At 66.3% G+C, this 22,990-nt stretch carries 22 protein-coding genes; 10 read left to right on the forward strand and 12 right to left on the reverse strand.

Translation table 11 applies throughout. The features are described 5' to 3' along the window. On the forward strand, positions 1–879 hold the full coding sequence (dapF, locus tag ACRCUN_RS13685; protein ID WP_462142181.1) for a diaminopimelate epimerase: 879 nt from the start codon (positions 1–3) through the stop codon (positions 877–879). A 45-nt stretch (positions 880–924) separates the two neighbouring features. Continuing rightward, positions 925–2,334 (forward strand): GTPase HflX, encoded by a 1,410-nt coding sequence (hflX, locus tag ACRCUN_RS13690; protein WP_462142182.1) that lies wholly within the window; start codon positions 925–927, stop codon positions 2,332–2,334. Positions 2,335–2,345: 11 nt separating this feature from the next. Here the strand turns inward: hflX and ACRCUN_RS13695 are convergent, their stop codons facing one another. Beyond that, positions 2,346–3,848 carry a PE-PPE domain-containing protein gene (locus tag ACRCUN_RS13695; protein ID WP_462142183.1) on the reverse strand — a complete coding sequence of 501 codons (1,503 nt, stop codon included), beginning with the start codon at positions 3,846–3,848 and terminating at the stop codon, positions 2,346–2,348. 85 nt (positions 3,849–3,933) lie between these two features. After that, positions 3,934–6,222 (reverse strand): molybdopterin guanine dinucleotide-containing S/N-oxide reductase, encoded by a 2,289-nt coding sequence (locus tag ACRCUN_RS13700; RefSeq protein ID WP_462142184.1) that lies wholly within the window; start codon positions 6,220–6,222, stop codon positions 3,934–3,936. A 121-nt stretch (positions 6,223–6,343) separates the two neighbouring features. Here ACRCUN_RS13700 and ACRCUN_RS13705 point away from each other — a divergent pair, with 121 nt between their 5' ends. After that, positions 6,344–7,504 carry an acyl-CoA dehydrogenase family protein gene (locus ACRCUN_RS13705; RefSeq protein WP_462142185.1) on the forward strand — a complete coding sequence of 387 codons (1,161 nt, stop codon included), beginning with the start codon at positions 6,344–6,346 and terminating at the stop codon, positions 7,502–7,504. A gap of 177 nt (positions 7,505–7,681) precedes the next feature. Further along, positions 7,682–10,006: an LGFP repeat-containing protein gene (locus ACRCUN_RS13710; RefSeq protein WP_462142186.1), complete on the forward strand. Its 2,325-nt coding sequence runs from the start codon at positions 7,682–7,684 to the stop codon at positions 10,004–10,006. 18 nt (positions 10,007–10,024) lie between these two features. Here the strand turns inward: ACRCUN_RS13710 and lexA are convergent, their stop codons facing one another. After that, complete coding sequence (gene lexA / locus ACRCUN_RS13715) at positions 10,025–10,753, reverse strand: transcriptional repressor LexA (RefSeq protein WP_462142187.1); 729 nt, start codon at positions 10,751–10,753, stop codon at positions 10,025–10,027. Between the two features lie 219 nt (positions 10,754–10,972). On the opposite strand from lexA, the gene ACRCUN_RS13720 reads away from it, so the two are divergent. Both ACRCUN_RS13720 and nrdR read left to right on the forward strand, forming a co-directional pair. Beyond that, positions 10,973–11,455 (forward strand): LysM peptidoglycan-binding domain-containing protein, encoded by a 483-nt coding sequence (locus ACRCUN_RS13720; RefSeq protein WP_462142188.1) that lies wholly within the window; start codon positions 10,973–10,975, stop codon positions 11,453–11,455. Between the two features lie 161 nt (positions 11,456–11,616). After that, entirely contained in the window at positions 11,617–12,066 is a 450-nt protein-coding gene (gene nrdR, locus ACRCUN_RS13725; RefSeq protein WP_462142363.1) for a transcriptional regulator NrdR, read from the forward strand. Positions 12,067–12,073: 7 nt separating this feature from the next. Here the strand turns inward: nrdR and ACRCUN_RS13730 are convergent, their stop codons facing one another. The 3 genes from ACRCUN_RS13730 to ACRCUN_RS13740 are packed head-to-tail and all read right to left on the reverse strand — an operon-like array spanning position 12,074 to position 14,898. After that, positions 12,074–12,760, reverse strand: a complete 687-nt coding sequence (locus ACRCUN_RS13730; protein WP_462142189.1) for a PhzF family protein — start codon at positions 12,758–12,760, stop codon at positions 12,074–12,076. 50 nt (positions 12,761–12,810) lie between these two features. Then, the gene (locus ACRCUN_RS13735; RefSeq protein ID WP_462142190.1) at positions 12,811–13,833 is read right to left on the reverse strand and encodes an alpha/beta fold hydrolase; all 1,023 of its coding nucleotides are present in this window, start codon (positions 13,831–13,833) and stop codon (positions 12,811–12,813) included. Positions 13,834–13,872: 39 nt separating this feature from the next. Then, entirely contained in the window at positions 13,873–14,898 is a 1,026-nt protein-coding gene (locus ACRCUN_RS13740) for a proteasome assembly chaperone family protein (RefSeq protein ID WP_462142191.1), read from the reverse strand. A 115-nt stretch (positions 14,899–15,013) separates the two neighbouring features. Between ACRCUN_RS13740 and ACRCUN_RS13745 the strand changes: the two genes are divergently transcribed. Beyond that, on the forward strand, positions 15,014–15,811 hold the full coding sequence (locus tag ACRCUN_RS13745; RefSeq protein ID WP_462142192.1) for a trypsin-like serine peptidase: 798 nt from the start codon (positions 15,014–15,016) through the stop codon (positions 15,809–15,811). Here the strand turns inward: ACRCUN_RS13745 and sthA are convergent. Continuing rightward, positions 15,808–17,214 carry a Si-specific NAD(P)(+) transhydrogenase gene (sthA, locus tag ACRCUN_RS13750; RefSeq protein ID WP_462142364.1) on the reverse strand — a complete coding sequence of 469 codons (1,407 nt, stop codon included), beginning with the start codon at positions 17,212–17,214 and terminating at the stop codon, positions 15,808–15,810. The two genes, ACRCUN_RS13745 and sthA, sit on opposite strands and share 4 nt — an antisense overlap. Before the next feature lie 187 nt (positions 17,215–17,401). Here sthA and ACRCUN_RS13755 point away from each other — a divergent pair, with 187 nt between their 5' ends. After that, positions 17,402–18,463 carry a DUF4192 domain-containing protein gene (locus ACRCUN_RS13755; RefSeq protein WP_462142193.1) on the forward strand — a complete coding sequence of 354 codons (1,062 nt, stop codon included), beginning with the start codon at positions 17,402–17,404 and terminating at the stop codon, positions 18,461–18,463. 10 nt (positions 18,464–18,473) lie between these two features. On the opposite strand, the gene ACRCUN_RS13760 is transcribed toward ACRCUN_RS13755, so the two are convergent. The 3 genes from ACRCUN_RS13760 to ACRCUN_RS13770 form a co-directional block, all read right to left on the reverse strand. Beyond that, entirely contained in the window at positions 18,474–19,169 is a 696-nt protein-coding gene (locus tag ACRCUN_RS13760) for an iron-dependent transcriptional repressor DtxR (protein ID WP_462142194.1), read from the reverse strand. 190 nt (positions 19,170–19,359) lie between these two features. Further along, complete coding sequence (gene sigB / locus ACRCUN_RS13765) at positions 19,360–20,349, reverse strand: sigma-70 family RNA polymerase sigma factor SigB (protein WP_462142195.1); 990 nt, start codon at positions 20,347–20,349, stop codon at positions 19,360–19,362. A gap of 117 nt (positions 20,350–20,466) precedes the next feature. After that, entirely contained in the window at positions 20,467–20,883 is a 417-nt protein-coding gene (locus tag ACRCUN_RS13770; RefSeq protein ID WP_462142196.1) for a DUF3099 domain-containing protein, read from the reverse strand. A 77-nt stretch (positions 20,884–20,960) separates the two neighbouring features. Between ACRCUN_RS13770 and ACRCUN_RS13775 the strand changes: the two genes are divergently transcribed. After that, positions 20,961–21,197: a DUF3039 domain-containing protein gene (locus ACRCUN_RS13775; RefSeq protein ID WP_067851152.1), complete on the forward strand. Its 237-nt coding sequence runs from the start codon at positions 20,961–20,963 to the stop codon at positions 21,195–21,197. Here the strand turns inward: ACRCUN_RS13775 and ACRCUN_RS13780 are convergent. Both ACRCUN_RS13780 and ACRCUN_RS13785 read right to left on the reverse strand, forming a co-directional pair. Continuing rightward, the gene (locus tag ACRCUN_RS13780; RefSeq protein ID WP_462142197.1) at positions 21,187–22,170 is read right to left on the reverse strand and encodes a YihY/virulence factor BrkB family protein; all 984 of its coding nucleotides are present in this window, start codon (positions 22,168–22,170) and stop codon (positions 21,187–21,189) included. The two genes, ACRCUN_RS13775 and ACRCUN_RS13780, sit on opposite strands and share 11 nt — an antisense overlap. Positions 22,171–22,245: 75 nt before the next feature. Continuing rightward, complete coding sequence (locus ACRCUN_RS13785; RefSeq protein WP_462142198.1) at positions 22,246–22,437, reverse strand: DUF7455 domain-containing protein; 192 nt, start codon at positions 22,435–22,437, stop codon at positions 22,246–22,248. Between the two features lie 159 nt (positions 22,438–22,596). Here ACRCUN_RS13785 and ACRCUN_RS13790 point away from each other — a divergent pair, with 159 nt between their 5' ends. Continuing rightward, entirely contained in the window at positions 22,597–22,959 is a 363-nt protein-coding gene (locus tag ACRCUN_RS13790; protein WP_462142199.1) for a DUF952 domain-containing protein, read from the forward strand. Positions 22,960–22,990: the final 31 nt, after the last annotated feature.

Consider the following 22,990-nt stretch of genomic DNA (forward strand, 5'->3'; position numbering starts at 1 on the left):
GTGATCTTCGCTAAAGGGCACGGCACGCAGAACGATTTCGTCGTGCTGCCCGATGTCGAGGCGCGGCTGTCACTCGCGCCCGCCGCGGTCGCCGCGCTGTGCGACCGCCGCCGCGGCCTTGGCGCCGACGGTGTGCTGCGCGTGACGACGGCAGGTGCCGCACTGGCGGCGGGCGTGTTCGACCGGCTGCCCGACGGCGTCGATGCCGGCGACTGGTACATGGACTACCGCAACGCCGACGGGTCGATCGCGCAGATGTGCGGCAACGGAGTACGGGTTTTCGCCCACTACCTGCGCGCATCGGGGCTGGAATCGGCCGACGAGTTCGTCGTCGGTTCGCTCGCGGGACCGCGTCCGGTGGTGCTGCACCGTTTTGATCAGACGCGCGGCGCCACCACCGCCGACGTCACCGTGGACATGGGCAAGGCCAACCAGTTCGGTACCGGGTCGGCGATGGTCGGCGGCCGCAGCTTCACCGGGTTGGCGGTCGACGTCGGTAATCCGCATCTGGCCTGCGTCGGGATCAGCGGCGAGGAGCTTGCTGCGCTCGACGTCGCCGGGCCGGTGTCCTTCGACGCCGAACAGTTCCCCGAAGGGGTCAACATCGAGGTGCTGACCGCCGCGGTCGACGGTGTGGTGTCGATGCGCGTGCACGAACGCGGCGTCGGCGAAACGCGATCCTGCGGCACCGGAACCGTCGCTGCGGCCGTCGCTGCGCTGGCCGCCGACGGCGCCGACACCGGAATGCTGCGGGTACGAATCCCCGGCGGCGAGGTGGCGGTCACGGTCACCGAATCCACCAGCTACCTGCGCGGACCGTCGATCTTGGTGGCGCGCGGTGAGCTGTCCGAAGAGTGGTGGAACTCTGCCCAGAGCTAATTGGGGTGCGCGACGGGCCGACGACGTGCCAACCTGGAAGTACATATGACGTATCCAGAACATTCCGTCGCGCCCAGCACCGGTGAGCTGGCCCTCGAAGATCGCGCCTCATTGCGCCGCGTCGCCGGGCTGTCGACCGAGCTGGCCGACGTCTCCGAGGTCGAATACCGCCAGCTGCGGCTGGAGCGGGTCGTGCTCGTCGGCGTGTGGACCGAAGGCAGCGCAGCCGACGCCGACGCGAGCCTGGCCGAGTTGGCCGCGCTGGCCGAGACGGCCGGCTCCGAGGTGCTCGAAGGCCTCATCCAGCGACGCGACAAGCCTGACCCATCCACCTACATCGGCTCGGGCAAGGCCGCCGAGCTCCGCGAGGTGGTGCTGGCGACCGGCGCCGACACCGTCATCTGCGACGGCGAGCTGTCACCGGCCCAGCTGACCGCGTTGGAGAAGGCCGTCAAGGTCAAGGTCATCGACCGCACGGCGCTGATCCTCGACATCTTCGCCCAGCACGCCACGAGCCGCGAAGGCAAGGCGCAGGTGTCGCTCGCACAGATGGAGTACATGCTGCCGCGGCTGCGCGGCTGGGGCGAATCGATGTCCCGGCAGGCCGGTGGCCGGGCCGGTGGCGCCGGCGGCGGCGTCGGAACCCGTGGCCCCGGTGAGACCAAGATCGAGACCGACCGTCGCCGCATCCGCGAGCGGATGGCCAAGCTGCGCCGCGAAATTCGCGACATGAAGAAGATCCGCGACACCCAGCGCAGCGGCAGGCGGCGCAGCGAGATCGCGTCGGTCGCGATCGTCGGCTACACCAATGCGGGCAAGTCGAGTCTGCTCAACGCGCTGACCGGGGCCGGTGTGCTCGTCGAGAACGCGTTGTTCGCCACGCTCGAACCGACCACGCGCCGTGGTGAATTCGACGACGGCCGGCCGTTCGTGCTGACCGATACCGTCGGGTTCGTCCGGCATCTGCCCACGCAGCTGGTCGAGGCATTTCGGTCGACGTTGGAAGAGGTGGTCGACGCCGACCTGCTGGTGCATGTCGTGGACGGCTCCGACGTCAACCCGCTCGCCCAGATCAATGCGGTCCGAACGGTGATCAACGAGGTCGTCGCCGAATACGACATCGCTGCGCCGCCGGAGTTGTTGGTGGTCAACAAGATAGACGCGGCGACCGATGTCGGCCTGGCGCAGTTGCGCCGCGCGCTACCCGAGGCGGTGTTCGTGTCGGCGCATACCGGCGACGGGTTGGACAAGCTGCGCTCGCGCATGGCGGAGTTGGTGCCGCCGACCGACACCACCGTGGACGTCACGATTCCGTACGACCGTGGAGATCTCGTCGCCCGGGTGCATGCCGAGGGCCGGGTGGATGCCACCGAGCACACCGCGGCAGGCACCCGGATAAAGGCACGGGTACCGGTCCCGCTGGCGGCGGGTCTGCGCGACTACACCACGTTCTGATCTCCGGCGAGTCAGGCGGCGGGCTCCGACGCGTCGCGCGCCGACGCGTCGTCGGCCTTCTCGTCATCGTGGCCCAGTGCCTTCCGGATCGAGCCTTGGACCGATTTGGCGAAGTCCCGCACGGGATGGCCCTTGATGCCCAGCGCTTCACGCAGCGACGGCCGCTCGGTCTCGGTGTCCTCCTTGGGCTGCGTGAGCCCTTCGGCCGGTCGAGCGATCGCGCTGAGCCGGGTCAACGGTTTGCGGTCGGTTTTCGTCGTGACCTGCTTGCTGACCGCCACGGTGTCGTCGTCGACGGTCGCGTCCGGCGATTGCGCGGCGTCGTCCTCGGTGGGATCGGTCCAGCCGGGCAGCGGATCGAGGCCGGGATTGAGTGCGGCGTTGATTCCCTCGGGGATGTCGCCGGCCAGATCGTTGACCAACTTGACCGGGTCGATCTTCGGCAGCAACTGGAACGGGGTCGGCTTGCCGTAATCGCTGCGGTCATAAGCCGTTTCGATCAGCGTCTGGGCCAAGGGCGAGACCAGGTCGACGATCGGGATCACCAGCGCGGAGGTGCCTGTCGACTCCGCGAAGTCCAGGAACGGCTGCATGATCGGCAATACCTTGGCCGGCAGCGTGATGTAGAGCGTGTCGCCGTGCTCCTGGCAGTGCGTCGCGGCGGTGCAGCTGTCCTGGGCGTTCTCGATCGCGGCCTGCACCTGTTCCGGGGTGTAGCCGTACGGCGTTTCGGTCGGCGGGTCGTCGCCGTCGGGCGCCAGATACGTGGGATGGGTGTATTCGAACCCGGCGAGCGCGTTGACCAACGCCAGGGGATTGAGCAGCCAACTGGGCGCGTCGGCGACCCCGTCGTACTGCAGCGCGATGTCGTAGGTGTTGACTTCATCGGATGTGTTGGTCGGCGTCGGCTCGCCGAACGTCGCGTCGAGGATCGGGACGGTTCCCAGGACGGCGAGCCGCTCGAACAGCCCGCCGTTGGGGCGGTTCGGGTTGCCGATCACGACGAAACTGATCCAGTCCGGGATGGTTCCGCCGGTGTCCTCGGCCAGTTGGCGTTTGACGATGCTGGTGACGGTCGCGCCCTGCGAGTAGCCGAAGATGACGACGGGGTTGTCTTCGTCGGGGCCTGCGAGGTCGAGTTGATCGTTGAGGCTCTCCACCCCGCTGGCCACCGAGACGTTCCACTTCGCGCCTTGCAGCCCGCCCCACCCTTCGAACGGGAACGGCCAGAACTGCGCGATGTAGGGGACCGGCACCGGGGCGGTACAGCCGTCACCGCAACTGCCGCTCGTCTCGACGTAGTACGCGACGGCGTTTGCCATGTAGTTGTTCGAGTTCGCGGGGTTTGGCGTGCCGGTGCCCGGCACGACGAGCGGCGTCGTGGTGACCACGAGCCCAAGGGCAGCGGATATCGCTGCCGAGAAGGCCGCGGTCATACCGAGGGCGACCGTGGAGGCCAGCACCAGGATGGCTACGAGAAGCGATCGGACTGTGGATAGGGCGGTCGCACGCACGGGACACCATCTCCTTCTTGTGACGCGGGCGTCAGCAGAAGGAATCTTTGCACCGTCAGATACCGGTCACGCGAAAACGCGGAGATTACCGCTGCGCGATCACCGGTGGCTCGTGGGCACGCACGGGCGGAAGCGGTTGATCGAACTTCTCGACCTGCACGAGCACATGGGCGCCGGTGCAGCCGCGCGCAAGCGAGGAGGTTCCGACGTCGTCGGTCAGGACGTTCGGGTTGCCGTGCACGCACATCGCGTCCGGGTCGGCCGGATCCGCCGGGTCGAACCAGGCCCCGGTCGACAGCTGCACCACGTCGCGCCGCAGCCGGTCGTCGAGCGTGACGCCCGCCAGGCAGGCTCCGCGGTCGTTGAACACTCGAACCACGTCGCCGTCGGCCAGTCCGCGTGCGGCGGCGTCGCGTGGGTGCATCCGGATGGGTTCGCGCCCTTGCACTTTCGACGTCTGGCTGACGGCGCCGCCGTCGAGCTGGCTGTGCAGCCGCGAGGCGGGCTGGTTGGCCAGCAGATGCAACGGGTAGGCCTTGGCACGCGCACCGCCCAGCCATTCGCTCGGTTCGTACCAACGCGGATGGCCCGCGCAGTCGTCGTATCCGAAGCCGTCGATGTCCTCGGAGAAGATCTCGATGCGCCCGCTCGGTGTGCCGAGGCGGTGAGTCTGCGGGTCCGCCCGGAAATCGCCGAACAACGTCAGGCCCGGCTCGGTCGGCAGCCGCAGGTGGCCGGCATCCCAGAACCCGTCGAAGTCGGGAACTTCGAAATCCAGTTCGGCCGCCCACTTTTCGTACAGGTGGGCCAACCACTGCCGTGCGGTGCGGCCCTCGGTGAACTGCTCACCGAAGCCGAGCCGGTCGGCGAGAGCAGCGAACGTGGTGTAGTCGTCGCGGGACTGCGCGTACGGGTCGGCCAATGCGCGCATCGCCACCATCAGGGGGTCGTTGCGCGAACCCGAGAAGTCCTCACGCTCGTAGGCGGTGGTCGACGGCACGACGATGTCGGCGTGTTTGGCCATCGCGGTCCAGTAGGGGTCGTGCACCACGATGGTGTCGACGCGGGCCAGCGCCCGGCGCAGCCGCGGGATGTTCTGATGGTGGTGAAAAGGGTTGCCGCCGGCCCAGTACACGCATTTGATGTCGGGATACGTCAGTCGCAGTCCGTTGTAGTCGTACGACTCACCCGGGTGCAGCAGCATGTCCGAGATCGCGGCGACGGGGATGAATGTCCGTACGGGGTTCAGCCCCTGCGGAAGTGCGGGCAGCCGGCAGCGTAGGGGTGCCAGCCCCGGCTCGTTCATCGACCCGTATCCGTGGCCGAAACCGCCTCCGGGCAAACCGATCTGGCCCAGCATCGCGGCCAGTGTCAGCCCCATCCACGGGGCTTGCTCGCCGTGCCGGACGCGCTGCAGCGACCAGCTGACCGTCACGATCGTGCGTGCGGTCGCCATCTGCCGGGCCAGTGCGGTCAGTTCGTCGGCCGCCAGGCCGCTGATCCGCGCGGCCCACTCCGGTGTCTTCGCGATGCCGTCGTCGCGCCCGAGCAGATAGCGCTCGAACCGCTCGTATCCGGTGCAGTAGGTCGCCAGGAAGTCTCGGTCGGCCAGGCCCTCGGTCGCCAGGACATAAGCCAGGCCGAGCATCACCGCCACGTCGGTGCCGGGAACCGGTGCCAGCCAACGGCACTCGCCGTCGACATCGTCGCGCAGCGGGCTGACTGACACGATCCGCCCACCGCGATCGCGGAACCGGCGCAGGGCGTCGCGGGTCGGATGCGCCGTGGTGCCGCCATGGTTGGTGCCGGTGTTCTTCAGCGCGATGCCCCCGAAGCACACCAGTAGATCGGTGTGCTCGACGATGACATCCCACTGCGTCGAGCGCTTGAACAGATCGTCATGTGTTCCGACCACGCGGGGCATGATGACCCCGGTAGCCCCAAGGCTGTAGGAGTGGCGAGAAGAGGTATATCCACCAAGCATTTTCAGGAAGCGGTGCACCTGGCTCTGTGCGTGGTGGAATCGCCCGGCGCTGGCCCAGCCGTACGAGCCGCCGTAGATCGCCTCATTGCCGTGGGTGTCGACGACGCGGCGCAGCTCGCCGGCGAGTAGTTCGGTCAGCTCGTCCCACGACACCGCGACGTATTCGTCGGCGCCGCGTTCGTGGCTGGGTCCGGGTCCGTCGCGCAGCCAGCCCCGCCGCACCGCGGGCCCGGCGATACGTGAACGGTGCCGAATCGACCCGGGCAGGTTTCCCAGCAGCGGCGAGGGGTCGGCGTCGCCGGGCAGCGGGGTGACGGCGGCGATGTCTCCCGCCGCGATGTCTGCGCTGAACGCACCCCAGTGCGCGAGGCTCGTGGGGCTTTGGCGCATGGCCGCAGTTTACGGTCCGCGCCGCCGCCGCTCTCCACACGCAGTTGACCCAGCTGCGACCAACCATCCGGTTGGTATAGGTTGGCCCACAAGTCCACAACCCAGTACCGGAGGTCACACCATGGGTAGTGCGGTGAAATACCAGCGCACGCTTTTCGATGCCGAGCACGAACTGTTCCGCGAGTCATACCGGGCCTTCCTGGAGCGCCATGTCGCGCCGTATCACGACGAGTGGGAGAAGGACAAGATCGTCGACCGCGGCGTCTGGCTAGAGGCGGGTAAGCAGGGCTTCCTCGGCATGGCGGTGCCCGAGGAGTACGGCGGTGGCGGCAACCCCGACTTCCGCTACAACACCATCGTCTGCGAGGAGACGGTCGCCGGCCGCTACAGCGGCATCGGCTTCAGCCTGCACAACGACGTCGTCGCGCCCTATCTGCTGCGGCTGGCCAACGAGGAGCAGAAGCAGCGCTGGCTGCCGAAGTTCTGCACCGGCGAGTTGATCACGGCGATCGCGATGACCGAGCCTGGAACCGGCAGTGACCTGCAGGGCATCAAGACGCGTGCGGTCAAAGAGGGTGACCACTACATCCTCAACGGATCGAAGACGTTCATCACCAACGGAATCCATTCCGACTTCGTGATCGTGGTGGCCCAGACCGATCCGGACAAAGGCGCGCTCGGCTTCTCGCTGCTCGTCGTCGAGCGCGGCATGGAGGGCTTCGAACGCGGTCGGCACCTGGACAAGATCGGCCTGGAAGCCCAGGACACCGCCGAACTGTCCTTCACCGACGTCAAGGTCCCCGTCGAGAACCTGCTGGGCGAAGAAGGCCAGGGCTTCGTCTACCTCATGCAGAACCTGCCGCAGGAGCGCATCTCGATCGCCATCATGGCCGCAGCGGCGATGGAGGCGGTCCTGGAGCAGACGCTGCAGTACACCAAGGAACGCAAGGCGTTCGGCAAGCCGATCGGAAGCTTCCAGAACAGCAGGTTCCTGCTGGCCGAGCTGGCGACCGAGGCGACCGTGGTCCGCATGATGGTCGACGAGTTCATCCGGCTGCATCTGACCGACGAGCTGACGGTCGAACAGGCCGCGATGGCCAAGTGGTACTCCACCGAGAAGCAGGTGGAGCTCATCGACCGCTGCCTGCAGCTGCACGGGGGATACGGCTACATGCGCGAGTACCCGGTGGCTCGGGCCTACCTCGATGCCCGGGTGCAGACCATCTACGGCGGCACCACTGAGATCATGAAGGAGATCATCGGGCGCAGCCTCGGGGTTTAGGCGTCAAAATTCCCCGCGAAGCCGGGTCTTGGGGCCCTATGACGCAGGTTTCGCGGGTTTTTTGGCCTAGTACGGCCATGTCCCTTGGTTATCGTCTCGTACTGACGCAAAGTTGTCGGGCGGGATGTTTTCAGGTGAACCCTGTGTGGGGAACTTTGCCGAATGAGCGGAGGGTGCATGACGAGGCCGGGTGCGAGGCTGAACACGGCCGTTCGGCGGATGACAGTCGGCGTGCTTGCGGTGGGGCTCGCGGGTCTGTTGGCGCCGACCGCGTCGGCAACCCCGGAATCGGACGCCGACGCCGCAATCACCTCCGCCTGGGATGTGAGCGGCGGTGACGGTGGCCCGCTTGGTGCCCGCCAAGGTGGCGTCTACGCCGTCGGGCCGGGCTTCGGTCAGAACTTCGCCGCAGGCAAGATGTTCTTCACGCCCGATACGGGCGCGCATTACGTGCAAGGCGCGATCCTGGAGAAATACGAGTCGCTGGGCGGCCCGGCCGATGGTGATCTCGGGTTTCCCACGATCGACGAGGGCGCGGGCCGCGCACCCGACAGCCGGAACTCAACATTCAGCGCGGCCGACAAGCCGGTGATCTTCTGGACCCCCGCCACCGGTGCGAGGGTCGTGCGCGGCGCCATCAACGCCGCATGGGACAAACTCGGCGGGTCGGCCGGCGTACTCGGCGTACCTGCCGAGGACGAAACGTACGACGGTGATGTCGTCTCCCAGAAGTTCACGGCCGGCGAGCTGTCATGGAACCGTAAGACCAAGGCGTTCACCACCGTTCCGCCGGAATTGGTCGATCAGCTGGCGGGCCTGCAGGTGCCCGACGATCCGACGTCGGCGATCGATGCGGCGCGGCGGGCCGCAGGCGGAGCGCTCGGTCCGCTCGGCGCCAAGGACGGTGACCAGTATCCGATCGGCAACGCGGGCGGTCTCGGCCAGAACTTCGCCGGCGGCAAGATCTTCTACAGTCCCGAAACCGGTGCCAACGTCGTGACGGGCCAGGTGCTGGAGAAGTACGAGAGCGTCGGCGGCCCGCAGGGCGATCTTGGCTTCCCGACGAGCAGCGAGACCGAAGGCGGGCTCGGACCGAACAGCCGGGTCAGCACGTTCGCCGCTGCGGACAAGCCGGTGATCTTCTGGACGCCCGACTACGGCGCGGTGATCGTCCGCGGCGCCATGAACGCTGCTTGGGAGAAGCTCGGGGGAGCGACCGGCACACTGGGCGCGCCGATGGCCGATCAGACCGAGGACGGCAGTGTCGTGACACAGCGGTTCAGCGGTGGCGCGATCTCGTGGGACCGCTCGGACAACACGTTCACGACCGAGCCGCCCAATCTCGCAACTGAACTGGCCGGGCTCGAGATCCCCGGCCTGACGCAATCGCCGCAAGCCGGCAGCCCGCAGGCGTCCGATGACAACGAGTCGAAGCCGTTCTCGTGGCAGTGGAACTGGTGGTGGCTGCTCGCACTGATCCCGGTTCTGTTGCTCGCCGGGCTGATCGTCGGCGCCGCACTGTGGCATCGGCGCCGCGACCGTGACGACGACGGCTTCGACCACGACCCGTTCGGCGACGATCACTACGACGACGACGATCGCTATCCGGGACGCGACTACGACGAAGGTCGTTATGAGTCGTCGCACTACGACGAGAGTCGCTTCGCGGACGACACCTATGCCGACGACAGGGGTGGGGATCGCACCAGCCCGTATCAGCCGACGGCGGACTACCAGGGTGCCGAAACCCCGACATCGCGGTTGGTCGCCGAGCCCTACCGCGACACGGCTACCGGCGAATCCCCGTTCGACGGGCCCACCGACGCGTCGATGCCGGTGAGTCAGTGGGCGGCGCCCGGCGGTTTCGGATCGCGTGAAGACGATGAGGACGAACTGCCGGAAGAATCGGCTGAGCTCGTCGACACCCATAGCGACGAAGAGGACTTCGACGAGGACGAGTACGACGACCGCGACGAATTCGTCGATGGTGACGAGCTCGACGAGGACGAGGATCTCGAGGACATCGGCGATCTCGATGAGCAGGATCGGCTCGACGACGAGGCGGACTTCGACGACGAGGACGACCTCGACGAAGTGGGAGACCTCCAGCGGGAGGATCAGAATCTGCGTCCCGCGCCGGGGATCCCGAGCAGCCTGATCGCGGGCGTGCCCGCCGCTGCGGCGTTCAGTGCCAACGACGACCAGGACGACATCGACACCGCGCCGACACGTGTGGTGACAGAAGCCGATCTCCGTAGCAGCGGGCCGCCCAGTGGTCGGCATGCCGCGATCGAACTCGATGAACCGGTGCCAAGCGCCACCGCCATTCATCTGCCGCTCGACGACCCGCAGCGGGCGCCCCAGGGCTATCCGATAAAAGCGGATACGAAATCGGGCTTGTACTGGTCGCCGGACAGCAGCCAGTATGACGACGCGATCGCTGAGATCTGGTTCGCGAGTGAGGAGTTCGCACGTACGAACGGCTTTGTACGCGCCGACTGAGTGAGCCTGGGCCGTCGCTCAGATCTTGCGGATGACCGTGACGACCTTGCCGAGCACGGCTGCGTCGTTGCCCGGGATCGGGTCGTACGCCGGGTTGTGCGGCATGAGCCAGACCTGACCGCGGGTGCGCTTGAAGGTCTTGACGGTTGCTTCGCCGTCGATCATGGCCGCGACGATGTCGCCGTTGTCGGCGACGTTCTGCTGACGTACCACGACCCAGTCGCCGTCGCAGATGGCCGCGTCGACCATCGAATCGCCGACGACCTTGAGTAGGAACAACGAGCCTTCGCCGACGAGTTCGCGAGGCAGTGGGAAGACATCTTCGACGGCTTCCTCGGCCAGAATCGGCCCGCCTGCGGCAATGCGGCCGAGGACGGGCACGAACGTGGGTTCGGGCAGTGAATCTGACCCGGCCACGTCGGTGGACACCAATGGGGTCGCCGGATCGTCGGCGGCTCGAACGTCGACCGCACGGGGGCGGTTGGGGTCGCGACGCAGATAACCTTTGCGCTCCAGGGTGCGCAACTGGTGAGCGACCGACGAGGTTGATGTCAGACCGACGGCATCGCCGATCTCACGGATGCTCGGCGGGTAGCCGCGACTGGTGACCGACGCGCGGATGACCTCGAGAATGGTGCGCTGGCGCTCGGTGAGGCCGCCGTCGACCGCGCGAGGACGACCGGCGCCCTCGGTCCCGGCCGGGCTGTCGGTGCTGCCGTCCGTGATGTCGCTGCTGTCGTCGCTCATGGCGCCGAATGTAGTCGCCTGACGCAAGATAATCAAACATGTGTTCGACGCGTGTCGGGCATGTCGCCTGCCGGCGGGCTGCCGTCGGTTGCCCGGCCGAACTTGTCGGTACCCCGCTCTATCGTTTGGCAACAGTTCGATCACACGTTCTACTAATCGAACATGTGAGCGACTATATTCGAACACAGGAGCGAATACGCCGGACCGAAAGGCAGACAGATGGCCATCCTCGAGATCCCCACCGAACGCCGTGACAGTGCTTTCCGCGCCGCTGTCGAGCCCATGCCGCGCCGGTACCGCGTGCGGGCCAACGCTCACCGCCCGGTTTCGGGGCCGCGCCCGGAGCGCCCGAATGGAGCGGCACTGCGGCATCGCGGAACCGGAGTGCTGATGTCGCGGGCCTCGCATCGCCGGCGTCCCATCACCCCCATCACGACGGTCATGCTCGCGCTCGTCGCGGCGGGGATCACGGTGTGGCTCGGCCTGGTGGCGCAGTTGGGCGGCGTGATGGGGCCTGCCGAGTCGGTACCCAGCGAGCTGGCGGTGGTTCAGGTTCAGTCGGGTGAGACGTTGCAGCACGTGGCCCGGCGCGTCGCGCCTGACGCTCCGGTCGGCCAGGTGGTGCAGCAGATTCGCGATCTCAACCAACTCGAGTCGGCTGCAGTCGAGGCCGGTCAGACCCTCATCGCCCCAATTGGCTGAGCTGAGAGATGAGCGATGAAACGTCCTGGCGGGCAAGCGCACTGACTTTTGGTGCCGCGACGTACGCACCATTGGACCCGGCGGTGACCTATCCGAAAGTCGCGCGGGTACGCTCAAGGGCGCTCGAACTAGTTGTCTGGCGGCGTGACGAAGGAGCGGTGATGCACTGTCCGTTCTGCCGTCACCCTGACTCCCGAGTGGTGGATTCCCGGGAGACCGATGAAGGCCAGGCAATCCGCCGTCGCCGGTCCTGCCCGGAATGTGGCCGCCGGTTCACCACGGTCGAGACGGCCGTGTTGGCCGTGGTCAAGCGAAGCGGCGTCAGCGAGCCGTTCAGCCGGGAGAAGGTCATCCGGGGCGTGCGGCGGGCCTGCCAAGGGCGGCAAGTCGACGACGACGCATTGAACGTGCTGGCGCAGAAGGTCGAAGACGCCGTGCGCGGGCTGGGCACCCCGGAGATCCCGAGTCACGAGGTCGGGCTGGCAATCCTGGGGCCGTTACGTGAGCTCGATGAAGTGGCCTACCTGCGGTTCGCATCGGTCTACCGGTCGTTCTCGTCGGCCGAGGATTTCGAGCGCGAGATCGAGGCGTTGCGGGCGCACCGCAGCTAGCGGCGGCTCAATCGAGCTGCGTGGTGCCGTCGTTGGCCACCCGACCGGCTACGCGTACCCATCCTTCGGGGCTCCATCGAGTTTCGATCACTGAACCTTTGCCCTGGATGATCGTGAGGTCACGGCTCAAGTAGTCGGTCATGCGAACGGCCGCCGAGCCGGTGGCTTCGTCTTCGGGAATGCCGAGATTGGCAGCGAACACCCGCGACCGAAGGACGCCCTCTTCCCGGTCGACCCAGGTCCACAGGTAGTGCTCGACATCGTCGGCATAGTCGTCGGGCTCCGCGGCGAACAGCTCGTCGGTGGAGGGCAGGTCGTGAATGGCGACCTCGGGCGCCCATTCCGAGCGTGCACTGATGGCGGCGACGTCGTCGTCGTAGGAGACCTGCACGATCCCCGCCGGAACCTGCAGGGTGTGGATCGGTGTACCGATGTCGCGCAGCCACCACGATGCGCCGACCGTGGGATGTCCCGCGAACGGTATCTCGGCGGCCGGGGTGTAGATGTGCGCATGCGCCGACGTGCCGCCCGGCTGCGGTAGATCGATGAATATCGTTTCGCTATAACCCAATTCGGTGGCGATCCGCTGGCGATCCGTGGGTGTCACCGTGCTGTTGTCCACTACGCCGAGTGGATTGCCGAATTTGCCGTCAGAATCGGTGAACACACGCAACACGGTCACGTCGATGGCCATAGACCGATGCTACGTCGTGATGACCCTCCGGCAGGGGCGCCCCACGAAGGTCAGGTCGCGCTGCGCTCGTCGCCGCCCATCGCTTCAAGCACTGCCACCTGCGTGTCGAGCGGGCCGCTGATCGTGGATTCGCTGAGCCCCGTGCGCAGCAGGCTGCGAAGCATCTCCTGGTCGTAGACGGCCGGTTCGGTGGAGTCGATGAAGCGCTCGACCACCTCGACGAACCGATCGGGATCGTCGTGGAACGGGAAATGCCCGGACCCCTTGAAGATCTCCAACTGGGAACCGGGCATTGCCGCGTGTGCCATCCGGGCGTGGCTGACGGGGATCACGGAATCGGATTCGCCCCAGATCAACTGCACGGGAACGGATTCGGTCAGGTAACAGCGATCCAGCATGGTAACCACCTGGCCGCGCCAGTCGACCACCGCGCGCAGCGTGCGGGCGAACGCCGAGGACGCCGTCGGCTCGGGTAGATCGGCCAGTATGCGCAACATGTCCGGGATGTCGCGGCCTACGCCGGTCGATCCGAACACGGTCCCGACAGCGCGTCCGAAAACCTGAAGTGCCGGCAGCATCAGCGGCAGGCGCAGCAGCGCGAGGGCTTCACTGCCCATCGGCAGCGACGCGATCCGCAGGGCCACGTTGACGTCCTTGGTGACCCCGCCGGCACCGACCAAAATCAAGCGGTCGACCAACTGAGGGAACTGGTAGGCGAATTGCATTGCGACGCCGCCCCCGAGCGAATGGCCGACCACGGTCACCCGGTCGATGTCGAGCACGCTCAGCAAATCCCGCATGCCGTTTGCGTAAGCCGCGACGGAGTAGTCGGCTCGCGGCTTGTCCGAGCGTCCGTGCCCGAGGAGGTCGGGGGCGATCACGGTGAACCGCTGAGCCAGCGTGGACTGCACCGTATGCCACGTCGTCGAGTTGTCACCGATGCCGTGGATCAACAGGATCGCCGGGCCCGATCCCGCGGTCCGAAAGGCGCGACGGTAGCCGTGGATCGTGCGGAACTCGAGTGTCGGCGTGACCTCTCGCACGGTCCGCAGGTTGGGTTTGCGTTCGGTCATGTTCGCCAACCTCGATGTCGGCCCGGCTCCGGGCTGCTGTCAGTGGTTGTCGCCATGTGGGAATCCGTCTCCGAACCCTTCAGAATGTCCGTCCCGGTACTTGTCTTCCTTGAACTTCTCGCCGGCCTGCTGGGCGAGGAACTTCTCGAACTCCGCGCCCAGCTCGTCACCGCTGGGCAGTTCCTCGTCGCGTGCCAGCAGAGACCGATTCTCCTGTGCGGCAACGAAAGCATCGTACTGTCGCTCCAGTGCGGTCACCACTTGAGCGACTTCGGCGCTGGCCTCGACCTGCTCGTTGATCTTGGAGTACACGTCGGCGCCCGCCTCGGAGAGTGCGGCCAGCGGCAACTGCAGCGAACCCGTCCTGGACACCTCGGCCAGGAGGGCCTCGGCGGCGGGCGGATATGCCGTCTGCGCAAGATAGTGCGGAACGTGCACCGTGAAACCGACCACCTCGTGCCCGTGCTGGGCCATGCGGAACTCCAGAAGGTTGGACACGCTGGCCGGAACCTGCACCTCGCCGACCCATGGGGTGTGGTCGGAGATGAGCTCCTTGTTGTTGGCGTGTGCGGTCAACGTGACCGGTCTGGTGTGCGGTACCGCCATGGGGATGGTGCCAAGGCCGATCACCTGACGTACGCCGAGCTGCTCGGCGAGCAGGCGCACGGCGGTGATGAATCGCTCCCAGCGCAGATCCGGTTCGAGGCCGGCGAGCAGAAGAAACGGCGTACCGACGCTGTCGTGCAGTGCGTACAGGTTGAGTTCGGGTTCTTCGTAGCCCGTGAAATGGTCGGTCTTGAACGTCATCAGCGGCCTGCGGGACCGGTAGTCGAGCAGTTCGTCGATGGCGAACGATGCCACCAGTTCGGTGTCGAGGGTGTTCTTGAGGTGTTCGGCGGCAAGCCGGATCGCGTGGCCGGCGTCGGAGAAGCCCTCCAACGCGTGGATGAGCACCGGCCCGCGACCATCTGTCGAGGTCAACTGCGGCGCCGGAAATTCCAGCTCGTACATCCCGCTCTGGTCGGGCTGGTAGTGCTGTTCGGGGTTATTGCTGCTATCGGCCATTTTCGTCTCGTCTCCTCGCCACGGCAGAGCGTTGCGTAAACCTCCTGCCGTGTCATCTAGTGTCGCGCATTCGCGTGGGACGGGCTCGCGCCGCCCCGCGTGTTGGTTCGAACGCGTGATCGTCGCACCGGCATTCCGGGCCGCCCGTGTCCCGGTCGGGCACTATCGATGGGTGTGGGTTGTTCGGGCTGCCGTGGTGGCGGCCGTGGTGGCCGTCGTCGCATCGGCGTGTAATGACTCGGAGCCGGCCCACGACAGCGCGCCGCCCGGAGTGCCCGATCCGCGGGTGGGCGCATTGTTCTTGGGCGGCGGTTCTTTGCACACCTGCACGGCTGCGGTCCTCGACAGCAGCTCGGGTGATCTGATCCTGACCGCGGCCCACTGCCTCGTGGACGGTGTCGAAACCGACTTCATCCCCGGATTCCGGCAAGGCGTCGACGACGCCTGGCGCGTGACTGCGGTCTATCTGGATCCGCGCTGGCTCGCCGACCAGGATCCGCAGACCGACTTCGCCATCGCGCGGGTCGTTCGCGACGGTGCCGCACCGGTTCAACAGCAGGCGGGTGGGGGTTTGACGCTCGGCGCGGCGCCGGCCGAGGGCAGTACGGTGACCGTGACCGGTTACCCGACCGGAACGGGCGGGGGTCCGCAGGTTTGCCGCGGCCCGACTTCGGTACGGCATCAAGGCTTCCCATCGTTGGCGTGCGCCGGTCTGGGGGACGGTTTCAGCGGCGCGCCCTGGGTTGTCGGATCGACGGTGACCGGACTCGTCGGTGGGCTCGACGGCGGCGGATGCGACGACGACGTGTCCTACTCACCGAGGTTCGACGACGGTATCGTCCGGCTGCTGCACCGTGCGGAAGCGGGCGGTGACGGCGACACCGTCCCGACCGTTCTTGGATCCGACTGCTAAGAGCGGAACTGGTTGAGTACCCGCAATTTGTTCATGACGTCCAGGGCGGCGACCTTGTAGGCCTCGGAGAACGTCGGGTAGTTGAACACGGCGTCGACCAGGTACTCGACCGTGCCGCCACAGCCCATCACCGCTTGGCCGATGTGCACCATCTCGGTGGCATTGGTACCGAAGATGTGCACGCCGAGCAGCCGCAGGTCCTCGGTGGACACCAGCAGCTTGAGCATGCCGTATGAGTCCCCGGCGATCTGGCCGCGCGCCAGCTCGCGGTATCGCGACACCCCGACCTCGTACGGGATCGAGTCTTTTGTGAGCTCCACCTCGGTCGCGCCGACGTAGGACACCTCGGGGATGGAGTAGATGCCGATCGGCTGGAGGTCCATCATGCCCTTGGTGGGCTCGCCGAACGCGTGGTAGGCGGCCAGCCTGCCCTGTTCCATCGAGGTCGCCGCGAGTGCCGGGAATCCGATCACGTCACCCACGGCGTAGATGTGGTCGACCTTGGTCTGGAAGTTGTCGTCGACGAACACTCGGCCCCGGTTGTCGGACTCGAGCCCCGCGTTGGTGAGGTCGAGGTGGTCGGTTTGTCCTTGACGGCCTGCCGAGTACATGACGGTTTCGGCGGGGATCTGCTTACCGCTGGCCAGTGTGGTCACGGTGCCTGCCGATCCGACGTCGACGCCCGTGACCTCCTCGCCGAACCGGAACGTCACCGCGAGATCGCGCAGGTGGAACTTCAGGGCCTCCACGATCTCGGGGTCACAGAAGTCGAGCATGTTGCCGCGCTTCTCGACCACCGTCACCTTCGTGCCGAGCGCGGCGAACATCGAGGCGTACTCGATGCCGATGACCCCGGCGCCGACGACGACCATCGAGGCGGGCAGAGATTTGAGTTCGAGGATCTCGTCGGAGTCGAGGACGCGTTCGCCGTCGAACTCCACGCCGGCCGGACGCGCCGGCTTGGTGCCGGTGGCGATCACGACGTAGCGGCCGCGCACGGTGATCAGTTCGGCTCGGCTGGGATCCTCCACATGGACGGTGTGTTCGTCGACGAACCGGCCGTGCCCGGTGTAGAGCTCGACGCGGTTCCGCATCAGTTGTGACCGCACGACGTCGATCTCTTTGCCGATCACGTGTTGCGTCCGCGCGAGCAGGTCGGCCGGAGTGATCTTGTCCTTCACGCGGTAGCTGGCCCCGTACAGTTCGCGCTGGTTCATCCCGGTCAGATAGACCACGGCTTCGCGCAGCGTTTTCGATGGGATCGTTCCGGTGTTGACGCACACGCCGCCGAGCATCATGCCGCGCTCGATCACCGCGACGGATTTGCCGAGCTTGGCCGCCGCGATGGCGGCCCGCTGACCGCCGGGACCGGAACCGATGACGACGAGGTCGTACTCCTGCATCGAACCCATGGGAGTGTGTCTACGCCGGTTGCTCAGTTCTCGCACGCCGGCAACGCCAAATTGCGCGTGAACAATTGTTTCGTCCAGTTATCCCCAACATGGACTTCGTCCACAGGTCGCGGCCCGGCGCAGAGTTTGCGCTCGTCGCCGAGAACGCGGCGACGGTGCCGGATGCCACGTTGGGGCCATGACACCTTCACCCCACATCCCGGAGTTCGACGTCCGCAGCCCCGGTTCATTGATCGCTGCGGTACCTGCCGTGCTCGGCTTCGTCCCCGAGCAATCCCTCGTCCTGGTGAGCATCGACGATGGACAATTGGGATGCGTTATGCGCCTTGATCTTTCGCTGGTGCTGACGGAGGCTGTCGATCAGCTTGCCGAAGTGGCTGCCGCGTCGCAACCGCATGCGGCGATCGCGGTCATCGTCGATGAGACCGGAGCGGACTGCCAGCACTGCTGCGACATCCACGCCGAGCTGGCCGACACGGTCGAGGAAGCACTGTCGCTGCACGGCATCGAGCTCACCGCGGCTTACGTGGTGGACCGTGTGGCGGCCGGCGGACGCTGGCACTGCGCCTACGGGTGCGCCGCGCACGGTGTCATCGAGGATCCGTCGGCATCGCCATTAGCTGTGGCGGCCGTGCTCGACGGCCGTCGGCTCTATCGGCGACGCGCCGACCTACAGGAGATCGTCGAACCCGACGAGAGCCGGGGCGAGCGGATGCGGGCGGTGATCGGCGGTCTCCCCGCACCGGCGCCGTCGCGCCGTCGGGCTGACGTGCGTGCCGACATCGAATCGGCGCTCTCGTCGGCGACCCGGCTCGCCGACGGGCAGTACCCGGCCGATGCGGAGCTGGCCCGGTTGGCGGTGGCGTTGACCGATCCCCAGGTGCGCGACACGATGTACGCGCTGGCAGTCGGGGAGCTGGCAGGCCAGGCCGAATCGCTGTGGGTCGAACTGTCGCGCGCGCTGCCTGCCCCGTGGCGTGCGGAGGCATTGGTGTTGTTGGCGTTCTCGGCGTACGTGCGCGGCGACGGGCCATTGGCCGGAATTTCGCTCGATGCGGCACTACGCTGCGCACCGGACCACCGGATGGCGGGCATGCTCGATCGCGCGTTGCAGTCGGGAATGCGGCCGGATCAGATCCGCGAACTCGCGCTCAGCGGATACCGGCAGGCGGATCGGCTCGGGGTGCGGTTACCGCCGCGGCGGACCTTCGGCGGTGAGACCCGTAAGGCCGGTGCCTGATGCGGCCCGATCAGACCTTTTCCACCTTGACGGCATGTGCCATGTGGTGGGGGAGCTCGACCTGTTCGTGGCCCGGGATCAGGATCATCACGCCACCGTGGTCATTGGCCTCGACGGTCACGCGTGCGTTGGGCACGACGCCGGCGTCCTTGAGGCGGCCGATGAGTTCGGTGTCGCCCTGTACGTGCTCGGTCAGCTGCCGGACCACGACAGCGACGGGCAGGCCGACCGGCAATTCGGTGAGCCGGACCAGGCTGACGTCGTCGGACCCGAACCCGGCAGCGCCGACGCCGAGCTCGGACAAGCCCGGGATGGGGTTGCCGAACGGCGACGTGGTGGGGTTGTTGAGCACCTGCACCAGCCGGCGCTCGACATCCTCGCTCATCACGTGCTCCCAGCGGCACGCCTCGGCGTGGACGTCTTCCCACGGCAGTCCGATGACGTCGACCAGCAGCCGCTCGGCGAGCCGGTGCTTGCGCATGACCGCGACGGCCAGCGAGCGGCCCTTGTCGGTCAACTCCAGGTGCCGGTCACCGGCGACGTGCAGCAGGCCGTCGCGTTCCATCCGTGAAACCGTCTGGCTGACGGTCGGCCCGCTCTGGTCCAGCCGTTCGGCGATGCGTGCACGCAGCGGCACCACGCCCTCTTCCTCGAGGTCGTAGATGGTCCGCAGGTACATCTCGGTGGTGTCGACAAGATCGTTCATTCGCGCCTTCCCAGCCCAAACGTCACTGCACAGTCTACCGTTCTCGCGGCCCGAACTGAGGTCCAACATTGCGGTGCCGCTCACGCAATCCGAACCGGGATTTCGCCTGCAAGTCGGGGCCAAACCCGGTCGGCACGCAGACACGAATGTGCCCGCCCGTATCAACGGGCGGGCACATCCAGGGGTTCAGCTAGCTGGCGTAGGACCGGAGCCGATCGGCACGCTCACCGTTGCGGAGCTTGGCCATCACTTCGCGCTCGATCTGGCGGACCCGCTCCCGGGACAACCCGAAGAGCTTGCCGATCTGGTCGAGCGTGCGAGGCTGGCCGTCGTCGAGACCGAACCGGAGGCGGATCACCTGCTGCTCGCGCTCGTCGAGTGTGGCGAGCACGTGGCGGATGTCGGTGTGGAGCAGCTCGGAGATGACGGCGTTCTCCGCCGACATGGCCTCGGAGTCCTCGATGAAGTCGCCCAGCGGAGCTTCCTCGTCGGTGCCCACCGGCATGTCGAGGCTCACCGGATCACGGCTGTGCTCCAACAGGTCGTTGATCTTGTCGACCGGAATGCCGGACTCGGCTGCCAACTCCTCGTCGGTGGCCTCCCGCCCGAGGTTCTGGTGCATCTCGCGCTTGATCCGGGCCAGCTTGTTGACCTGCTCGACCAGGTGGACGGGCAGTCGGATGGTGCGGCTCTGGTCGGCCATCCCGCGGGTGATCGCCTGGCGAATCCACCAGGTGGCATACGTGGAGAACTTGAAGCCCTTGGTGTAGTCGAACTTCTCCATCGCGCGGATCAGGCCCAGGTTCCCCTCCTGGATCAGATCCAGCAGCGGCATACCGCGGCCGGTGTAGCGCTTCGCGAGTGACACCACCAGGCGCAGGTTGGCCTCGAGCAGATGCCGCCGGGCCGCCTCGCCGTCGCGGACGACGGTCGCGAGATCGCGTTTGCGGTTCTCGCCCAGACGCTTCTTGGTGTCCAGCAGATGTTGTGCGTAAAGGCCCGCCTCGATGCGCTTCGCGAGCTCTACCTCATCGGCAGCATTGAGCAACGCTGTTTTGCCGATGCCGTTCAGATACACGCGCACGAGGTCGGCAGCCGGGCTCTGGGCGTCCAGATCGCTGTCAACGCGGCTTGTGGTGGCATTTGCCATGACGGCCTCCTGATCGGCTCGAACTGTCATGACTTACAACGCGTCATGCCCCCGAAGAGTTCCCACTGCCGATTGGATTCATGCCTATTGACCTGCTGTTTTTTTGCGATGACCTGAGATTCTCCTGAGAATAGCGATAGAAGCGTCTCAGCTCGGAACGTCGCGCTGCGTTTCCGCCGTCCCCGGTTGCGGTGGCACGACCGGGCCAGGTGCCAGTGCCGGCCGCTCGGCTGTCGGGAACAACGGGATGCGGTTCTTGCTGCCGGCGTAACGGCGCGGTTCTTCGGCGCTACGCGGCGGACGGTCGTTGGCGATCAGAACGGCCATCCACGGCAACGGCACCGACACCAGAATGATCGCGAGCGAGATCAACCCGTTCTCCCAGACGCTGTAGGCGACGGCGGCCAGGATCAGTGCGGGTATACGGAACGCCATCAACGTCAGGTATTTGCGTACGCGCTGGCGGTGTTGTTCTTCGTACGCGGGCGCGGCGCGAGTGATGAGGACCGGGCGAGCTTGACCATCGAAGTCGTCGTCGAAACTCAGCTCGTGGCTTTGTTTCATGCCTCTACTGTTCCACACCTGGGCCTTGCAATGGCAGTTGGATTTCCCCGCATTCTTTCGCCGGGCACAATATGGCTATGCAGACCGACACCCTCGAGCGCACCGACGCCGACGAACGCGTCGACGACGGGACCGACAGCGACACCCCTAAGTACTTCCATTACGTCAAGAAGGACAAGATCGCCGAGAGCGCTGTCATGGGTACGCACGTCGTCGCACTCTGCGGCGAGGTGTTTCCGGTGACGAAGGCCGCCAAGCCCGGTTCACCGGTGTGCCCGGACTGCAAGCGAATCTACGAGACCCTCAAGAAGTAGACGGCTGGTCGGCGGCGTCGGGCACCGGTTGAGCCGGTGCCTGCACACTGCCGCCGTTGTTGGCCTTGTCCTCCAGCCACGACCGGAGCCGTTTGGCGTGGGTGTCCGCCGCAGGCCATTCCTCTTGAATGGCGGCGTTCAGTTCGGCGCCCAGCATCACGGCGAATCCGAGGAAGAACGCGAACAACAAGAACGCGATCGGCGTCGCCAGGGCACCGTAGGTGTATCCGGTGCTGGTGATCCAGCCCAGATAGATGCGCAGCCCCACGGTCGCCACCAGAAACACGACGGTCGCCAGCACCGAACCCAGCAGCAGCCGATGCGTCGGCAGCGGTTTCGGCAGAGAAACCCGGTACAGCACCGTGACGCCGACGATGACCGCGAGGAACAACGCCGGGTAGTAGCCGTAGCGCAGCATGTGGTCCCAGCTGTCGGGTATGTGCTCGGCGATCGTGCGCGGCCCCAGCGCGACGAACGGCGCCGCGGCGATCGCGCACACGAGCATGATCACGTAGAGCCCCAGGGCGTAGAACCGCTGCCGCACCGGGTGCCGCAGCGGTGTCTGGTCGTGGGCTTCCACGATCGAATCCACGAACGCCGACACCGCCGACGAGCCCGCCCACAGCGATATCACGAAACCCACCGAGACGACCTCGCCGCGAGCGCCCCTCACGATGTCGCGGATCGTCGGTTCGATGATCTCGTCGACGACGTTGGGGGAGAAAAAGCTGTTGGCTGCATTGATCAGTTGCTGCTGGATGGTCGGCAGGGTGTCCGGGCCGAACAGCGGTGCGATGTAGGCCAGGCTGCCGAGCATGCCCAACAGCAGTGGGGGTAGTGACAACGCGCACCAAAACGCCGCCTGTGCCGATTCGGAAAAGATCGAATCGTCCCAGCTTTTCGACAACGTGCGTCGTGCGATATGTCGAATGTGGTGGCGTGTTGGTGGTACCGGTAGCGGCTGGCCAGTCATGACCAGACCAGCATTACTGACGAAACGTGCTCCTGCCCAGGCGGGTGCTGTTCAGTCGGCGTGTCAAAGACGCGATCAGGCGTCGACCGGGCGGACTTCCAGCACGGCGGCCAGTTCGATGAGCTTGGCCTCGTGCTCGTTCGCGTGGTGCTGGCAGAAGAGCAGCTCGGCGCCCGAGGGCAGCTTCGCGCGTACGCGCGCTGCCGCTCCGCAACGATCGCAGCGGTCAGCTCTGGTTAGCTCGGGGCTTGTCAGAGTTGCGTTCATGGCTCCTCCGTCTTCTGCTCTGCGCAACGCCGGCAAAGTGCCGGGTTTGCGTATCTCTACTGTGTCAGACGTTTTGGGTTCCGGCCTTGTTCCCTAGGGGTTTACCGGTGTGTCGTGTCTCACGTCCGGGACGTGTTGCCCGACAGGCAAGCTGGCAGTATGCCTCCGATGCCGCGCGTCCTGGTTCACCTCTGCAGTGCCGACGAGTGGCAGGCCGCCCGTGGCTCCGGTGCGCACCGACCTGACTCGTTGACCGCACAGGGGTTCGTGCACCTTTCGGCGCCTGAACAGGTGCATCTGCCGGCGAACCGGCTCTACGCGGGGCGTACCGATCTGCTCATACTCCAGATCGATCCGGCCAGGCTGTTCGATCCCGTGCGTTGGGAACCCGGTGTACCAACGGACCCCGAGGCGATGTTGTTCCCGCATCTGTACGGACCGCTGCCAGTCGCTGCTGTGATGAGTGCCACGCCCTACCCGCCCGGTGACGACGGCAGGTTCTCGCCACTTAAAAGTGCATAGCGGGCTGGGATTTCATCGTGCCCGAACAGAG

The organism is Mycobacterium venezuelense (assembly GCF_054919535.1).

Excerpts from the sequence above, each read along its gene's own strand:
- ACRCUN_RS13735 (WP_462142190.1), bottom strand. The coding sequence starts at position 13,833 with ATGACCGAACGCAAACCCAACCTGCGGACCGTGCGAGAGGTCACGCCG.
- sigB (WP_462142195.1), bottom strand. The coding sequence starts at position 20,349 with ATGACAGTTCGAGCCGATCAGGAGGCCGTCATGGCAAATGCCACCACA.
- nrdR (WP_462142363.1), top strand. The coding sequence starts at position 11,617 with ATGCACTGTCCGTTCTGCCGTCACCCTGACTCCCGAGTGGTGGATTCC.
- ACRCUN_RS13720 (WP_462142188.1), top strand. The coding sequence starts at position 10,973 with ATGGCCATCCTCGAGATCCCCACCGAACGCCGTGACAGTGCTTTCCGC.
- hflX (WP_462142182.1), top strand. The coding sequence starts at position 925 with ATGACGTATCCAGAACATTCCGTCGCGCCCAGCACCGGTGAGCTGGCC.
- ACRCUN_RS13730 (WP_462142189.1), bottom strand. The coding sequence starts at position 12,760 with ATGGCCATCGACGTGACCGTGTTGCGTGTGTTCACCGATTCTGACGGC.
- ACRCUN_RS13785 (WP_462142198.1), bottom strand. The coding sequence starts at position 22,437 with ATGAACGCAACTCTGACAAGCCCCGAGCTAACCAGAGCTGACCGCTGC.
- ACRCUN_RS13770 (WP_462142196.1), bottom strand. The coding sequence starts at position 20,883 with ATGAAACAAAGCCACGAGCTGAGTTTCGACGACGACTTCGATGGTCAA.
- sthA (WP_462142364.1), bottom strand. The coding sequence starts at position 17,214 with ATGCAGGAGTACGACCTCGTCGTCATCGGTTCCGGTCCCGGCGGTCAG.
- ACRCUN_RS13790 (WP_462142199.1), top strand. The coding sequence starts at position 22,597 with ATGCCTCCGATGCCGCGCGTCCTGGTTCACCTCTGCAGTGCCGACGAG.
- ACRCUN_RS13760 (WP_462142194.1), bottom strand. The coding sequence starts at position 19,169 with ATGAACGATCTTGTCGACACCACCGAGATGTACCTGCGGACCATCTAC.
- ACRCUN_RS13740 (WP_462142191.1), bottom strand. The coding sequence starts at position 14,898 with ATGGCCGATAGCAGCAATAACCCCGAACAGCACTACCAGCCCGACCAG.
- ACRCUN_RS13700 (WP_462142184.1), bottom strand. The coding sequence starts at position 6,222 with ATGCGCCAAAGCCCCACGAGCCTCGCGCACTGGGGTGCGTTCAGCGCA.
- ACRCUN_RS13755 (WP_462142193.1), top strand. The coding sequence starts at position 17,402 with ATGACACCTTCACCCCACATCCCGGAGTTCGACGTCCGCAGCCCCGGT.
- lexA (WP_462142187.1), bottom strand. The coding sequence starts at position 10,753 with ATGAGCGACGACAGCAGCGACATCACGGACGGCAGCACCGACAGCCCG.
- ACRCUN_RS13775 (WP_067851152.1), top strand. The coding sequence starts at position 20,961 with ATGCAGACCGACACCCTCGAGCGCACCGACGCCGACGAACGCGTCGAC.
- ACRCUN_RS13705 (WP_462142185.1), top strand. The coding sequence starts at position 6,344 with ATGGGTAGTGCGGTGAAATACCAGCGCACGCTTTTCGATGCCGAGCAC.
- ACRCUN_RS13710 (WP_462142186.1), top strand. The coding sequence starts at position 7,682 with ATGACGAGGCCGGGTGCGAGGCTGAACACGGCCGTTCGGCGGATGACA.
- ACRCUN_RS13780 (WP_462142197.1), bottom strand. The coding sequence starts at position 22,170 with ATGACTGGCCAGCCGCTACCGGTACCACCAACACGCCACCACATTCGA.